The 15553-nt window shown below is 67.2% G+C and carries 14 protein-coding genes; 3 read left to right on the top strand and 11 right to left on the bottom strand.

Features of this window, described 5'->3' with window-relative positions; translation table 11 throughout:
- Window positions 1-189: 189 nt before the first annotated feature.
- The 3 genes from K5K93_RS05775 to K5K93_RS05765 all read left to right on the top strand — a co-directional run bounded on the left by K5K93_RS05775 (window position 190) and on the right by K5K93_RS05765 (window position 5550).
- Entirely contained in the window at window positions 190-918 is a 729-nt protein-coding gene (locus K5K93_RS05775; protein ID WP_025875399.1) for a response regulator, read from the top strand.
- A gap of 6 nt (window positions 919-924) precedes the next feature.
- Window positions 925-2316 (top strand): ATP-binding protein, encoded by a 1392-nt coding sequence (locus K5K93_RS05770; protein WP_093817777.1) that lies wholly within the window; start codon window positions 925-927, stop codon window positions 2314-2316.
- A gap of 213 nt (window positions 2317-2529) precedes the next feature.
- Window positions 2530-5550 carry a ligand-binding sensor domain-containing diguanylate cyclase gene (locus K5K93_RS05765; RefSeq protein WP_222390101.1) on the top strand — a complete coding sequence of 1007 codons (3021 nt, stop codon included), beginning with the start codon at window positions 2530-2532 and terminating at the stop codon, window positions 5548-5550.
- Window positions 5551-5896: 346 nt separating this feature from the next.
- Here the strand turns inward: K5K93_RS05765 and rnt are convergent, their stop codons facing one another.
- From rnt to pstS (K5K93_RS05710), 11 genes are all read right to left on the bottom strand, one after another.
- Window positions 5897-6481, bottom strand: coding sequence for a ribonuclease T (rnt, locus tag K5K93_RS05760; protein ID WP_012510544.1), 585 nt, complete (start codon window positions 6479-6481; stop codon window positions 5897-5899).
- A gap of 157 nt (window positions 6482-6638) precedes the next feature.
- The gene (locus K5K93_RS05755; RefSeq protein WP_222390099.1) at window positions 6639-7160 is read right to left on the bottom strand and encodes a DoxX family protein; all 522 of its coding nucleotides are present in this window, start codon (window positions 7158-7160) and stop codon (window positions 6639-6641) included.
- Between the two features lie 23 nt (window positions 7161-7183).
- Window positions 7184-7939, bottom strand: coding sequence for a putative DNA-binding domain-containing protein (locus tag K5K93_RS05750; protein WP_222390097.1), 756 nt, complete (start codon window positions 7937-7939; stop codon window positions 7184-7186).
- Window positions 7932-8792, bottom strand: a complete 861-nt coding sequence (locus tag K5K93_RS05745; RefSeq protein WP_222390095.1) for a DUF692 domain-containing protein — start codon at window positions 8790-8792, stop codon at window positions 7932-7934. The genes K5K93_RS05750 and K5K93_RS05745 overlap by 8 nt, the downstream gene beginning before the upstream one ends.
- Window positions 8779-9129, bottom strand: coding sequence for a hypothetical protein (locus K5K93_RS05740; RefSeq protein ID WP_222390093.1), 351 nt, complete (start codon window positions 9127-9129; stop codon window positions 8779-8781). Before K5K93_RS05740 ends, K5K93_RS05745 begins: the two co-directional genes overlap by 14 nt.
- 180 nt (window positions 9130-9309) lie before the next feature.
- Complete coding sequence (gene phoU, locus K5K93_RS05735) at window positions 9310-10017, bottom strand: phosphate signaling complex protein PhoU (RefSeq protein WP_049465163.1); 708 nt, start codon at window positions 10015-10017, stop codon at window positions 9310-9312.
- A gap of 64 nt (window positions 10018-10081) precedes the next feature.
- Complete coding sequence (pstB, locus tag K5K93_RS05730; protein WP_025875381.1) at window positions 10082-10912, bottom strand: phosphate ABC transporter ATP-binding protein PstB; 831 nt, start codon at window positions 10910-10912, stop codon at window positions 10082-10084.
- 19 nt (window positions 10913-10931) lie between these two features.
- Window positions 10932-11795 carry a phosphate ABC transporter permease PstA gene (pstA, locus tag K5K93_RS05725; RefSeq protein ID WP_132825510.1) on the bottom strand — a complete coding sequence of 288 codons (864 nt, stop codon included), beginning with the start codon at window positions 11793-11795 and terminating at the stop codon, window positions 10932-10934.
- A complete protein-coding gene (pstC, locus tag K5K93_RS05720) occupies window positions 11795-12763 on the bottom strand; it encodes a phosphate ABC transporter permease subunit PstC (protein WP_140226733.1) in 969 nt (322 codons plus the stop codon). Before pstC ends, pstA begins: the two co-directional genes overlap by 1 nt.
- An 82-nt stretch (window positions 12764-12845) precedes the next feature.
- The gene (pstS, locus tag K5K93_RS05715) at window positions 12846-13934 is read right to left on the bottom strand and encodes a phosphate ABC transporter substrate-binding protein PstS (protein WP_025875376.1); all 1089 of its coding nucleotides are present in this window, start codon (window positions 13932-13934) and stop codon (window positions 12846-12848) included.
- 497 nt (window positions 13935-14431) lie between these two features.
- Window positions 14432-15451 (bottom strand): phosphate ABC transporter substrate-binding protein PstS, encoded by a 1020-nt coding sequence (pstS, locus tag K5K93_RS05710; RefSeq protein WP_025875374.1) that lies wholly within the window; start codon window positions 15449-15451, stop codon window positions 14432-14434.
- Between the last annotated feature and the right edge of the window lie 102 nt (window positions 15452-15553).

Genomic DNA, 15553 nt, shown 5'->3' with positions numbered 1-15553 from the left:
GGGGGCCGCAGTGGCGGCGTTGGTGGGCATTGTGAAGATCGAGCGACACCGCGCTCAATCCTCGGGGTGTGTCTCTGTGTAACACTGTCTGCGAGACTGCGTATCAGCAGGTATCCCGCACTGCGGGGGATACAGTGGTACGCATTGGCCTGGATGCGGTTCAGCTGCCGACACGGGATGATTCGCGACATGGAGACTGAAAACCCGATGCACCGTTTGCTGATCGTCGATGACGACAACGATATCCGCACCCTGCTGGCCGAGCAGCTCGGCCGTGCTGGCTACCAGGTCAGCACCGCCGCCGATGGCACCAGCATGCGCCAGCTGCTGGAACGCGAACACGTGGACCTGATCGTGCTCGACCTCAACCTGCCGCGCGAGGATGGCCTGACCCTGTGTCGCGACCTTCGCGCGCGCTCGAACACGCCGGTGATCATGCTCACCGCGCGCGCCGAGCCGATCGACCGCGTACTCGGCCTGGAAATGGGCGCCGACGACTACCTGGCCAAGCCGTTCGAGCCGCGTGAACTGCTGGCGCGCATCCGCAACGTGCTGCGCCGTACCGAAGCGCTGCCGGCCAACCTGGAACCGCTGGCGGTGCGCCGTGCGCGTTTCTCACGCTGGATCTTCGACCTGGAGCATCGCCACCTGGTCGATCCGGACGGGCGCGTGGTGGTGCTGTCCGGCGCCGAGTTCCGCCTGCTGCGGGTGTTCATCGCCCATGCCAACAAGGTGCTCTCGCGCGAGCAGCTGGTGGCCCTCAGCAGCGGCCGCAACTATGAAGCGCAGGACCGGGCGATCGACCTGCAGGTCAGCCGGCTGCGCAACAAGCTGGCCGATGACGGTGGCCCCGATGGCCTGATCAAGACCGTGCGCAACGAAGGCTACGTGCTGGCCTCGGCCGTCAACCTGGAATAGGCCGCGATGAAGCGCCTGCGCCACTTCCTGTCCTCGATGGTCGGACGGCTGTTCGTGATCCTGCTGCTGGGCATGAGCGTGGCCGCGATCGGCGCGACCATGCTGGCCAGTTCCAAGCGGCAGCAGGAATTCGAGCGGCAGAACCTGAACCGCATCGCCGACCGCCTGCAGGGCTACATCAACCTGCTCGACGGCAACCCGGAGCTGCGCGAGCGGCTGCTGGAGATCGGTGGCCCCAGCGTGCGGGCATTGCAGCCCGGCGCCCGCATCGGGCGGGCCGACAAGGCGCTGATGGAGGTACTGGAAGACCGCCCGGGCCCGGTGTCGCGGGCGCATGTGCACTTTGCCTCGTTCCGTTCGTGCATTCCCAAGCTGCAGGACCTGCTGCCGCCGCCACCGCCGGGCCACCGCAAGCCGCCACGCGAACGCGATCCCACCTTCATCCCGCCCAAGTGCCGGGCGGTGGACGTGGTGCTCAACGACGGCACGTTGCTGAAGCTCGCCCTGGATTCGCCGGCGATCGCACACAACGGCATCCTCGCCGTGGACCCGCTGTTCCTGACCCTGCTGGTGCTGGCCATCGCCGTGCTGGCCTACGTGGTCGCACGCATGGCCAGTGCGCCGCTGCAGGAGCTGGCGGCCGCCGCCGAGGACCTGGGCGATGACCTGCAGCGGGCACCCTTGCCGCTGCGCGGGCCGCGTGAGGTGCAGCGTGCCGCCGAAGCCTTCAATGCCATGCAGCATCGGCTGCAGCGCCACCTGGCCGAACGTACGCAGATGCTGGCGGCGATCACCCATGACCTGCAGACGCCGCTGACCCGGCTGCGCCTACGCCTGGAAAACGTGACCGACGAGGCGCTGCGCGAGCGCCTGATCGGCGACCTGGCTGCGATGCAGGCACTGGTACGCGAGGGGCTGGAACTGGCCCGGAGTGCGGAGAGTGCCGAACAGCGCGCCGCGCTGGATCTGGATTCACTGCTGGAGAGCATCGTCGAGGACACCGCCGAGGACGGCGCCGACGTCGTTTTCGAAGGCCGCAGCGGCGCGGTACTGATGCTGCGCCCGTTGGCGATGCACCGCCTGTTCTCCAACCTGGTGGACAACGCGGTGATGTATGCGCAACGCGCCCGGGTACGTGTCGAGCGCGGCGAGGGCACGATCACGGTGGTCATCGCCGATGATGGCCCCGGGCTGGCCGATGACCAGCTGGAAGCCGTGTTCGACCCGTTCGTGCGGGTGGAGACATCCCGTTCGCGCGAGACCGGCGGTGCCGGCCTGGGCCTGACCATCGCCCGCGCGCTGGCCGAGAAGGACGGGGGCCGACTGTGGCTGCGCAACCGCCCCGAAGGTGGGCTGGAAGCGGTGGTGCAGTGGTCGACCAGCGCCGAGGCGCGCTAGCAGCATCGATCCCGGACCCGGCCCGGTTGCGCCGGGCTGCGCGGGCGCGGTGACGCCGGTGACAGGGTTTGCCCTATCATCTGCGTACCTCCCCATTCTTCGTCCGATGAGCCTGCCTGTTCCTGCCGGCATGCCGCCCTGCGCGGTGCAGCTGTCCCTGTTCGCGTCTGCTGCCGCCACCGGCATCCGCAGCTGGCCGCCGCCGCTGCGCTGATGGGCGGGCAGGGGGCGGGCAGGCGCCGGGCGGGGCGCCACGCGGAGAACATCGGTCGCCTGCTGCGGGTGGGTGTGCTGTGGCTGCTGCTGGCGATTGCCACGCCACTGGCCGCGCAGAGTGGCGCGCCGCCGTTGCGCGACTACGCCATCGACGTGTGGACCTCGCGCAATGGTCTGCCGCACAACTCGCTGCGCGACATCGCGCAGACCCCGGAAGGCCACCTGTGGTTCGCCACCTGGGAAGGCCTGGTGCGCTACAACGGCCTGGATTTCACCGTGTTCGACCGCAGCACCCGGCCGGGGCTGCGCGACAACGGCATCGGCGCGCTGCTGGTCGATCCGCAGGGCGGTCTGTGGATCAGCGATTCGCGCGGCAATGTCAGCCACCGCGGCAGCGACGGCCAGTGGCGGGTCTGGGAACATCAACCGGATACGCCGCAGGTGCTGATCCAGTCCATGCAGATGGACAGCCAAGGTCGCCTGTGGCTGCTGTACGAGGGCAAAGGCATCGGCTATCTGGCCCCGGACAAGGGCATCGTCTACCAGCGCCCGCCGCCGGACCTGCCGCTGGCGATGAGTTTCACCAAGATGGCGGTCGACGCGCAGGACCGGGTCTGGATCGGCACCCTCGATGGCCTGGTGCTGCGCGACACCGCTGGCGTACTGCAGCGCGCGCCGGCGGCGTGGGGCGTGGACAAGGGCCTGTCGTGGCCCTACCGCGCGCCTGATGGGACGCTGTGGATCGTCGCGGGCGAGCGCCTGTACCGGGTGGAGGATGATCGCCTGGTGCTGGTGCACCGGCTGCCCGGCCAGCTGCACTTGACGGCCATGTTGCAGGACCGCCATGGCGACCTGTGGCTGGGTACCGAGAACCAGGGCCTGCTGCGCATCTCGGCGCACGGCCTGGAGCGCCTGCCAGCGGGCCTGAACCTGCCGGGCGGGCGAGTGGTCAGCCTGCGCGAAGACGCTGAGGGCAGCATCTGGGTAGGCGCCAACGGCGGCCTGTACCGCCTGCGCGAAACCCTGTTCAGCAGTTACACCGAACGCGACGGCCTCAGCGGCGACTACGTGCGCACGGTGCTTGAAGACCGGGACCGCCACCTGTGGGTGGGCAGCGCCAGTGGCCTGGACCTGCAGACCGCGGACGGTCGATTCCGTGCGATACCGCTGCACAACCGCGGTGGCAAGGCGCCTTCGGTGCTGAGCCTGGCCCAGGATGCCGGCGGCGATCTGTGGGTGGGCACCTTCGGCGACGGCATCTACCGCTTGCACGCCGATGGACGGCTTCGCCACAACTACGCGGCGGCCGATGGCCTGCCCGGCGGCAACATCCGTGCGATCAGCATCGCGCCTGACGGCGTGGTCTGGGCGGGGACGCAGAAGGGCGTGGTCCGTATCGAAGGTGACAAGGTAACCGTGCCCACGGTTGCTGGCATGCCGGCAGGCCTGACCACCGCGCTGGAACACGATCACCAGGGAAATCTGTGGATCGGCACCATTGAAGGCGTCCGCGTGCTGCGCGGTGACCAGGTGCAGTCGATCGACCTGGCGCCGCTGGGCGGTGGCCGCAGCGTGTTCGGCTTCCACCAGATCGGCGATGCGATGTGGATCAGCAGTGACCGTGGGCTGTACCGCTGGCAGGCGGGGACGCTGGCACGGGTGGGCCTGGAGCAGGGCATGCCGGTGGATGCGGTGTTCCAGTTGGTGCCCGACCGACTGGGCAACGTGTGGATCAGCAGCAACCGCGGAGTATTGCGCACCGACATGGCCACGCTCAACGCCGTGGCCGACGGACGCGCGCCGCGGGTCACGGTGGAGCGTTACAACGATATCGACGGCATGGCCAATGCGCAGGCCAACGGCAGCTCCGGTCCCTCGGCGATCCTGCGCCAGGACGGCACGTTCTGGGTGGTGACCGCCGGCGGCTTGAGCACGGTCGATCCGCAGCGGCTGCAGCGTTTCCGTGAACGTCCCGCACCGCCTGCGGCAATCGAGAACGTACAGGTCGACGGTGCGCCGGTGCACTGGGAAGGCCCGGAGCGCAACCTGATTCCCGGTGGGCGACGGCTTGCAGTGAGCTACGTGGGCCTGAGCTACCTGATGTCCGACCGCATCCGCTACCGCACGCGGCTGGAAGGGCTGGACAACGGCTGGGTGGAACGTGGCCCGCAGCGCAGCGTGGAATTCGTCGGCCTGCCGCCGGGTGATTACACGCTGCACGTGGCCGCCGCGCACCCGGGGGGCAGTTGGGGTCATCAGGAAGCGGTGTGGAGCTTTACCGTCGAGCCGTTCTGGTGGCAGCGGCGCAGCGTGCAGGCGCTGATCGGGCTGGTGCTGCTGTCCGCGCTGGTGGCGCTGTACCGCTTCCTGCTGCAGCAGTACAAGGCCAGCAACCTGCGCCTGGCACGGCGCGTGGACGAGGCCACCTTCGACCTGCAGGCGCAGACCGTGCACCTGCAGGCGCTGAACCAGGAGAAGACCGAGCTGGCCGAGCGCCTGGCGCGGCAGGCCGAGGCGTTCGAACGGCAGGCCCGCGAAGACGCGCTGACCCGGCTGGCCAACCGTCGCGGCTTCGACGAGGCGCTGGCCCGCGACTTCGCCCGCGCCCAGCGCAGCGGCCATCCGCTGTGCCTGGTGGTGCTGGACATCGACCACTTCAAGGACGTCAACGACCAGCACAGCCACAGCATCGGTGATGCGGTACTGGTGGAAGTGGCCCAGGTGATCGCCGCCGCCAGCCGTGATTCGGACCTGCCGGCACGCACCGGCGGCGAAGAATTCGCGCTGCTGCTCAATGACACCCGGCTGGAGGAGGCGGCGCAGCTGTGCGCGCGCCTGCGTGGCTTGTTCCATGACCATCCGGACTGGGCCGGCATCCCTGGCCTGCGGGTGACCTTCAGCGCCGGCCTGGTGGAACTGGACGGCGACGACCGCACCCCGGCACTGCTGTACCAGCGCGCCGACCGCGCGTTGTACCGTGCGAAGAGTGACGGCAGGGATCGCACGAGCATCGGTTGATCCACTGCAAAGCATCCACGCATGGCGTGGATCTACTGGCATTGCCGTACCAATCGGCGTGCCGACCAACGGTCGGCACCCACCAAAAAGGTGACTCACCACAGCCCTAGCCGGCAGGACCCATCGAGCGCAGCGACCCGCTGTTGCTCCCGCTTTTCTGATCTTTCCGTGGCGCCCGGGAAACTGTCCGTGGCCGGGCGGGTGGGCTGCGCAGGGGCGTGAGCCGCATGGATGCGGCGACCGAGCTTACAGGGATGTACTTGCAGCGTCCCCTGCGCAGTCCACCCGTCCGGCCTGCCCAGGAATCGCTGTCAGCCCGCCACGAGGGGCTCCGCCGTTGGCTGCTTCACCGCGGCCAGGCGTTGGCGATCGTGCAGAACAACCGCGCCGTCTGCTCGGTGTCATACACCGCGCTGTGCGCCTCGTTGGCATCCCAACCCAGCCCAGCCGCGTTGGCCGCGCGCGCCAGCACCGTCTGGCCATAGGCAATGCCCGCCAGGGTGACCGTGTCGAACACGCTGAAGGGGTGGAACGGGTTGCGCTTGTGCCCGGTACGGGCCACCGCGGCGTTGACGAAGCCCAGGTCGAAATGGGCGTTGTGGCCGACCAGGATCGCGCGCTGGCAACCGTATTTCTTCATCGCTGCACGCACCGGGGTGAAGATGTGGTCCAGCGCGGCCTTCTCTTCCTTGGCCAGCCGGAACGGGTGGTCGAGGATGATGCCGGTCACTTCCAGCGACTTCGGGTCGATCTCCAGCCCCTCTGCCGGCACCACGTGGGCGCTGGCAGTCTGGCCGGGGTAGAGCAGGCCGTTCTCGTCCATCTCGATCGGCACGGCGGCGATTTCCAGCAGCGCGTTGCGCTGGCTGTCGAAGCCGCCGGTTTCAACATCCACCACCACCGGCAGGAAGCCGCGGAAGCGTTGTGACATCGCGCGCTGTGCCTGGGGTACGTCGGAAACAGGGAGGGCGGCAGGTGCGGAAGTGGGGTCGGTCATGCATGGATTCTAGCAGAGCGACCCTGAGCGCCCCGGATCCTGGCAGGTGCCAATCTTGGTTGGCACACTGCGCGCCGACCAGGGTCGGTATCTACCGGAGCACAGGCCGCGCCATGGGGCCCGACGGATACCAGCGCGCCAGCACCGCATCCACGCTCAGGCGCCCAGCGCCGGTGAACAGCAGCGGCAACAGCATCGCCATGAACAGCAGCGGCAGTTTGAAGTTGCCAAAGCCCTGATCGCTGATCGCATAGCCCATTGCCAGATCGCCCAGTGAGCTCCATTCGGCCGGCCAGTGCACCGCGTACGTTGCCACAGCCGTCAGCACCAGCAGGCTGGCGGCGGCAAAACGGGTGCCGAAGCCGAACAGCAGGCACGCTGCGCCCACCAGTTCGAACCAGGTGGCCAATTGCCAGTTCAGCGCAGCGGGCAGCTGGTCGAACGGAAACGGGAAGGCATCCTGCAGATCGGCGAACCAGTTCTGCCCGTGCAGCTTCTCGCGCCCGGATTCGAAGAATTCCCAGGCAAGCAGCAGGCGCAGGCCAAGGGGGGCCAACCACGGGGCGAAACGGTCCAGCTGGCCGCGTGCGGCGGCCAGGGTCGGGGTCTTCATCGGTGTATCTCCTGGAAGGGGCGTCAGGGTGAAGCGGGGAGCGGACCGATCACGCCAGCACGCAGGAACTGCTGCAGCAGTTGCGCGCCAGGGGCGGCCAATGTCCCAGGATCGAGGTGGTGCAGGGCGGCCAGTTGCTGCAGCTGTTGTTGGCCGGTGGCCCCGGGGGACTCGCCGATCAGGGTCAGCAGATGCACTGCGAGGCTGGTCAGGGTGGCAAATCGCACCGCGCCATCAGCATCGCGCCGCACCAGCAGGCCGGTGGGCTCTGCCGGTGGTTGCGACGGTGCATCCTCGCTACCCAGCTGATGCACCGGCCAGCGGTACAGCAGCGGCCAGGCCAGCGGTGAGCGGCGCAGCGGCACCTGCAGCGGATCGATGTCGCCCGGTTCCGGCAGCGGATCGGCCTGCAGCTGGTACAGCGCGGTCTCCACCCACTCGTAGTGGGCCAGTTCGGCAAGCGCCGGATGCGGCAGCTCCGGCTGCACCTGCAGCCACTGCACGAACTCGGCAGCCAGTTCGGTGAACAACGGGGTGTGGCAATGGTGGCTGGCGAAATAGTGGCGCACCAGTGCACGCCAGTCCGGTTCGCCCAGCAGGCGTACGCAGACCGGGAAGCCATTGCTCAACAATCCCAGCAGATTGTTGAACAGCAGGCGTTCGTACACGGCCACTCGACGCGGGTCCATGCCGGGCGGCGCCGGTACCTGCGCCGGGTCGCGCAGGTGCGCGGTGAACGCGTGCTGCTGCGCACGCAGGCGTTCGGGGGCGTCAGCCATGGGCGGCCTGCAGGCGGTGGATGGTCTGCAGTTCGCCCCGCAGCTCGGCGTAGGGCGGGAAATTGAAGTCGCGTTCGAGCAGGGTGGGGCGTGGGCCGATACGGGCGTAGGTGCGTGCCAGCAGGTCCCACACCGGGTCGATCACCGGGCTGCCATGGGTGTCGATCTTCAGGTCCGGCGCCTCGTCCAGGTGCCCGGCCACGTGCAGGCAGACGATGCGTTGTGCGGGCAGGCCGGCGATGAAGGCATCGGCGTCGTAGCCATGGTTGCAGGCATTGACGTAGACGTTGTTGACGTCCAGCAGCAGATCACAGTCGGCCTCGGCCAGTACGGCAGTGGTGAAGGCCAGTTCGTCCATCGTCGGGTCCGGCGCCAGGTAGTACGACACGTTTTCCACGGCGATGCGACGGCCGAGAATGTCCTGCACCCGGGCGATGCGGGCAGCGGTGTGGCGTACCGCTTCATCGGTGAATGGAATCGGCAGCAGGTCGTACAGGTGGCCTTCGTCGCTGCAGTAGCTCAGGTGTTCGCTGTACAGCGGCACTTGATGCTGTTGCAGGAACGTACCGACCTGGGCCAGCAGCTGGGTATCCAGGGGGGCACTGCCGCCCAGCGACAATGACAGGCCGTGGCAGCTCAGCGGATGGCGCGCCGCCAGTTCGGCCAACGCGTCACCCGCGGGACCACCGACACCGATCCAGTTCTCCGGCGCGCATTCGAGGAAATCGAAATCGCCGGCCGGTGCATCGCGCAGGTCCTGCAGCAGGGCGCGGCGCAGGCCCAGGCCCACGGCCGCCGCAGGAAGCGGCGACCGCGGGTGGACGACGCCGGCGCGGACGTCAGTGCTTGCCACCGCACTTGCCTTCGCCGCACTTGCCTTCGGCCGACTTCTTGTCGCCGCCGGTCTTGGCCTTGGTGTCCGCACCGGCCGCTGCCTTGCCCTTGTCGCCGCCGCACTTGCCTTCAGTACTCTTGCCGTCGGCGCCACACTTGCCTTCGGCATGCTTGGCCGCGTCGGCGGATTTTGCATCGGTCGCTTTCGCGTCGGTGGCCTTGGCGGCCTGGCCGGCCACCAGGTAGCCCTGGGCGAGGTCGGTCATGCTCAGGGCCGAAGCGGAGGCGGTCATGCCGAGGCCTGCGGCCAGGGCGGTGGCGGTCAGCAGGGACAGCGTCTTGTTGGAGGTGCTCATCGGTCGTGCTCCTGGGTGGTGGGCGGGTGCCCGTGGTGAAGCGATGGTGCAGCGATCCTACTCAACGAATCCTCGCCGGGAATTCAAATTTTCGTGAGAAGTATTACAGCGCCAGCAAAAAGGCCGCTGTCACGAGGACAGCGGCCACCCTGGAGTCGAATCCGGTGTTGCAGTGCAGTATCAGATATCGCCCGCGCTGGAGGTCTCGTCGCGCTTCTGGCGCGGCGGCAGCGGCTGTTCGCCGTGCACCAGGAACCACACGTTCTCGGCGATGTTGGTGGCATGGTCGCCCACGCGCTCCAGGTTCTTGGCCATGAACAGCAGGTGGGTGCACGGGGTGATGTTGCGCGGGTCTTCCATCATGTAGGTCAGCAGCTCGCGGAACAGCGCGGTGTACTGCGCATCCAGGCGGGCGTCGTCCTCGCGCAGTTCCAGCGCGGCATCGGCGTCGTTGTCGCGGTAGGCGGCGATGGCGCGGCGGACCTGCTGTGCGGCCAGGCGGCCGAGGGCGCGCAGGCCCTGGATCTGCGGCAGCGGTGGCACCTTGCCCAGCGCGATCGAGCGCTTGGCGACGTTGGCCGCGTAGTCGCCAATGCGTTCGATGTCGGCCGGAATGCGCAGGCCGGCGAGGATCTCGCGCAGGTCGCGGGCCATCGGGCCACGCAGCGCCAGGCGCATCACGTCGTGGCTGATCTGCTGTTCCAGCGCATCGATCGCTTCGTCGTTGGCGATGATGCGATGGGCGGCGTTCTCATCGCGCTTCTCGATGACGTCCATCGACGCCTCCAGCTGGGCGACGGCCATCTCGCCCATGCGCACGATCTCGGCCACCAGGCGCTGCTGCTCTTCGTCGTAGCTTTTGACGATGTGGTCGTTGGGAAGGTTCATGTTCTGCAATCCAGGTAGAGCCAGGCGCGCCTGGCTGGGACAGGTGGCGAAGCGTCAGCGCCGATCAGCCGAACCGGCCGGTGATGTAATCCTCGGTCTGCTGCTTGGACGGCTGCGAGAAGATCACTTCGGTGCGGTCGTGTTCGATCAGGTCGCCCAGGTACATGAAGGCGGTGTAATCGGACACGCGCGCGGCCTGCTGCATGTTGTGGGTGACGATCACGATGGTGTACTCGTGCTTGAGCTCTTCCACCAGCTGCTCGATGCGGCTGGTGGAGATCGGGTCCAGCGCCGAGGTCGGCTCGTCCAGCAGCAGCACCGACGGGCGCAGGGCCACGGCACGGGCGATGCACAGACGCTGCTGCTGGCCACCGGACAGGCCCAGCGCGCTCTGGTTGAGCTTGTCCTTCACTTCGTCCCACAGCGCGCCCTGGCGCAGCGCGTGCTCGACACGGTCGGCCATGTCCGCCTTGGACAGCTTCTCGTGGTGGCGGATGCCGTAGGCCACGTTCTCGAAGATGGTCATCGGGAACGGCACCGGCTTCTGGAACACCATGCCGACCTTGCTGCGCAGGCGGTTCATCGGGTACTTCGGCGACAGGATGTTCTCGCCGTCGAGGATCACCTCACCGCGCGCTTCCAGCTTCGGATACAGCGCGTAGATGCGGTTGAAGATGCGCAGCAGGGTCGACTTGCCGCAACCGGAGGGACCGATCAGCGCGGTCACGCGCTTTTCCGGGATCTCCAGGTTGATGCCCTTCAGGGCGTGGAACTTGTCGTAGTAGAAGTCCAGTCCACGCGCGGCGAGCTTGACCGGGGCCGGAGCGTGCAGGTTCTCGTGCGAGGCCGGCACGACGATGCGCTGCATCGGCACGGCGTTGGAAAGGTCGTTCATGGCGGTATCCACGGAAAGGTCAGTCATGGGAGATACGGTTGCGCAGCAGGATGCCGCGCGCAGAGAGGCTGACCAGCAGCACGAACACGGTCAGCACCAGAGCGCCGGCCCAGGCCAGCACCTGCCAGGATTCGTACGGGCTGCCGGCGAACTGGTTCATCACCACCGGCACCGAGGCCATCGGCTGGAACACGTTGCTGTTCCAGTACTGGTTGCCGAAGGCGGTGAACAGCAGCGGTGCGGTCTCGCCGGAAATGCGGGCCAGCGCCAGCAGGATGCCGGTGATGATGCCGGCCGAGGCACTGCGGTACAGCACCTGCACGATCACCTTCCACTGCGGAATGCCCAGCGAAAGCGCGGCTTCGCGCATCTGCGAAGGCACCAGGCGCAGCATCTCGTCGGTGGTACGCACCACCACCGGCAGCACGATGAAGGCCAGCGACAGTGCACCGGCGAAGGCGGAGAAGCTGCCCCCGGTCTGCATCACGTACAGGGTGTAGACGAACAGGCCCAGCACGATGGACGGGGCCGACAGCAGGATGTCGTTGACGAAGCGGACCACGGTGCCGGCCTTGCGGGCGTTGCCGTACTCGGCCAGCCAGGTGCCGGCCAGCACACCCAGCGGGGTGCCGATGCCGATTGCCAGCGCACACATCACCGCACTGCCGAAGAAGGCGTTGGCCAGGCCGCCTTCCTGCATCGGCGGCGGTGTCATCCTGGTGAACAGATCCAGGTTGATGCCGGCCAGGCCCTTGGAGGCCAGGGTGAACAGGATCCAGCCGAGGAAGAACAGGCCGAACAGCGCGGTGGCGCAAGACAGCGCGATGGCGATGACATTGCCGATGCGGCGGCGCAGGTACAGGGAGTCAGCGGTGCTGGACATCAGTTGCCCTCCTTGCGGGACAGGCGCATCAGCATCAGGCGGGCGATGGCGAGCACCACGAAGGTGACGATGAAGAGGACGAAGCCGAGCAGCAGCAACGCCGAGCGGTAGGTTTCAGTGGCTTCGCCGAAGTCGTTGGCGATCAGTGCGGCGATGGTGGTGCCCGGTTCCAGCAGCGACGGCGACAGGCGCACGCTGTTGCCGATCACGAAGGCCACTGCCATCGTCTCGCCCAGTGCGCGGCCCAGGCCGAGGAACACGCCACCGATCACCGCCGAGCGGGTGTAGGGCAGCACGATGTCCCAGCTCACTTCCCATTTGGTGGAACCCAGAGCGTAGGCCGATTCCTTCAGGCGGGTCGGCACGGTCAGGAACACTTCGCGCATCACCGAGGAGATGAACGGGATGACCATGATCGCAAGCACGAAGCCGGCGGTGAGCATGCCGATGCCCAGCGGCGGGCCCTGGAACACCGGGCCGATGATCGGCCATTCGCCCAAGGTTTCGTTGAGGAACGGGGTGACGTACTCGGTCATCACCGGCACCAGCACGAACAGGCCCCACATGCCGTAGATGATCGAGGGAATGCCCGCCAGCAGTTCGATGGCGGTACCAACCGGGCCACGCAGCCAGCGCGGTGCCACTTCGGTGAGGAAGAAGGCGATGCCGAAGCTGACCGGTACGGCGATGACCATCGCGATCAGGGCGGTGACCAGGGTGCCGTAGATCGGGGCGAGGGCGCCGAACTTGTTTTCGACCGGATTCCAGTCGGAGGAGAAGAAGAAGCTCAGGCCCTGCATCTGCAGAGCGTGGCGACCACCCCACAGCATCGACAGTGCGGCGCAGGCCAGCGCGATCAGGACGAAGATGACGGTGCCGACCAGCACCCATCGGAACAGTTTGTCGTTGCGGGCATCACGCATGTCACGCGTGGACGGGGCGGCTACAGGCTGGGCGATGGCATTCATGGGGACGGCAGGGCCAGGAAGGGGCGGGGCAGCACGATGTGCAGGAGACGGTGCCCGCACGTGGCGGGCACCGTCGGGTCCATCACTTCAGTTCGGTCGCCCAGTAGGCTTCGATCTGCTTGACCAGCTCGGCCGGCAGCGGCACGTAGTGCAGTTCGTTGGCCTGGGTCTGGCCGCTTTCGAAGGCCCACTTGAAGAAGGCCAGCGCATCCTGGTTGCGCTTGGCATCCTTCGGCTTCTTCTGCATCAGCATGAAGTTGGTGGCGGTGATCGGCCACGCCTGCTCGCCCGGGGCGTTGGTGATGACCAGGTTGAAGTCCTTGGCGCTGGCCCAGTCGGCGCTGGCGGCAGCGGCGGCGAAGGTTTCAGCGTTCGGCTGCACCCAGGTGCCGGCCGCGTTCTGCAGCGAGGTGTACGGCATCGCGTTCTGCAGGGCATAGGCCAGTTCGACGTAGCCGATCGAGCCCTTGATCTGCTTCACGTAGGAAGCAACGCCTTCATTGCCCTTGCCACCCACGCCGTCCGGCCACTGCACCGAGGTGCCTTCGCCGACCTTGCTCTTCCACTCCGGGCTGACCTTGGACAGGTAGTTGGAGAAGTTGAAGGTGGTGCCCGAACCATCCGAACGGTGGACGATGGTGATCTTGCCGTCCGGCAGGGTCACGCCCGGGTTGGCGGCGACGATGGCCGGGTCGTTCCAGGTCTTGACCTTGCCCAGGAAGATGTCGGCGAGCAGGGCGCCGCTGAGGCGCAGCTTGCCGGCTTCCAGGCCGTCGATGTTGACCACCGGCACCACGCCGCCGATGGCCGACGGGAACTGGGCCAGGCCGGCCTGGGCCAGCTCGTCGCTGCTCAGCGGCTTGTCGGACGAACCGAAATCAACGGTGCCGGCCTTGATCTGGGCGATGCCACCACCGGAACCGATCGACTGGTAGTTGATCTTCGCGCCGGTGGCGGTGTTGTAGTCGGCCGACCACTTGGACACCAGCGGGAAGATGAAGGAGGCGCCGGCACCGGAGACCTCAGCGGTCACCTTGTCGCCGGCAGCGGCCGGAGCAGCGGCGCCGTCAGCGGCCGGCTGCTGTGCGGCCTGCTTGTCGCCACCGCAGGCAGACAGGCCCAGGGCGATGGCCAGGGAAAGGGCGGCAAGGCTGGCCGAGTGCAGTTTCATGGTCACTCCATAGCGGGGTAGAGCCGACGGTGTCGGCGGATGCGGCTATGAAATGATGTTTTTGTTACAGCCGTATGACGTCCATGACAGAGGTGTCCTGGATCACGTTCTGGCAAGGGTTTCGCGGGATTCACGGTTGGCTACCGGGTCGGCTGACAGCCCCAACTGCGCTTGTGCGCGGTCCCCGGCGTGGCGGAGGGCCGGGCAACCGTTGCCCCCGCTCCTTGCCTCCCATGACCCCACCGCGCCCCCGATGAACCATCAGGCGGCGTTGGGCCGAGCCTGCAAGGAGGTACTTGCGGCGTGTCATGCGCAGCCCGGCCCATCGCCGCTATGCCACATTCGAGGAGGCGCAGCGCCTTTCACGACCAACCGCAGCAGACAACCCTGCAGAAAAGAAGAGCGCCGGACCCCGAAGGATCCAGCGCCCGGTGGGGCCGGCGGGGGAGAGAGGACCCGCCGGCCCCGTTCCTGCGGGGGAACGCCTTGCAACGAACTCAGTACTTCAGGTTCTGCGTCCAGTAGGTCTCGATCTGGCGCACCAGCGCGTCCGGCAGCGGCACGTAGTCCAGCTGCTTGGCCTGCGCATCGCCATTCTTGTAGACCCAGCGGAAGAACTCCTGCGTGGCCTTGGCGCCCGCCACGTTCTTCGGCTGCTTGCGCACCAGGATGAAGTTGGTGGCAGTGATCGGCCATGCATCAGCGCCCGGGGCGTTGGTCATCACCAGGTAGAAGTCACGGGCGTTGGCCCAGTCGGCGCTGGCCGCAGCGGCCGAGAACGAGGCGTCCGACGGCTGCACGATCTTGCCGGCCGCATTCTTCATCGCCGCGTAGGACATCTTGTTCTGCAGCGCGTAGGACAGTTCGACGTAGCCGATGCCGCCCTTGATCTGCTTCACGTAGGCAGCAACGCCTTCGTTGCCCTTGCCGCCGATGCCGGCCGGCCACTGTACCGAAGTGCCTTCACCGACCTTGCTCTTCCACTCCGGGCTGACCTTGGACAGGTAGTTGACGAAGTTGAAGGTGGTGCCCGAGCCGTCCGAACGATGAACGATCGTGATCTTGCCGCTGGGCAGGGTCAGGCCACTGTTGAGGGCGGCGATGGCCGGGTCGTTCCAGGTGGTGATCTTGCCCAGGAAGATGTTGGCCAGGGTCGGGCCGTCCAGCTTCAGCGCGCCGGGGGCGACGCCAGCAACATTGATCACCGGCACCACGCCACCGATCACCGACGGGAACTGGGCCAGGCCGGCGGCAGCCAGCTCTTCCGGCTTCAACGGCGCGTCGGACGAACCGAAGTCCACGGTCGCTGCCTTGATCTGGGCGATACCACCGCCGGAACCGATCGACTGGTAGTTGACCTTCTTGCCGGTGGCGGTGCTGTAGTCGGCCGACCACTTGGACATCACCGGGTAGATGAACGAGGCGCCCGCGCCGGTGACATCGGCGGCGTTGGCGGCGAACACGGACGACGCGGCCAGAATGGCGACGGCGGCGCGCGACTTGAAGGCGTGGATCACGGGAGAGACTCCTGGGGTGGTCGAGGGGCGGCTGCCCGACGTTTCGGTGCACATTCCATAACGGTTCCATGACACGCCCGCGTCTGTCATATGACGCGAACG

The sequence above is a fragment of the Stenotrophomonas sp. DR822 genome (assembly GCF_019793815.1).
Taxonomy (GTDB): domain Bacteria; phylum Pseudomonadota; class Gammaproteobacteria; order Xanthomonadales; family Xanthomonadaceae; genus Stenotrophomonas; species Stenotrophomonas indicatrix.
The sequence above is the reverse complement of the archived record's forward strand: the minus strand, read 5'-3'. Positions and strand labels throughout refer to the sequence as shown.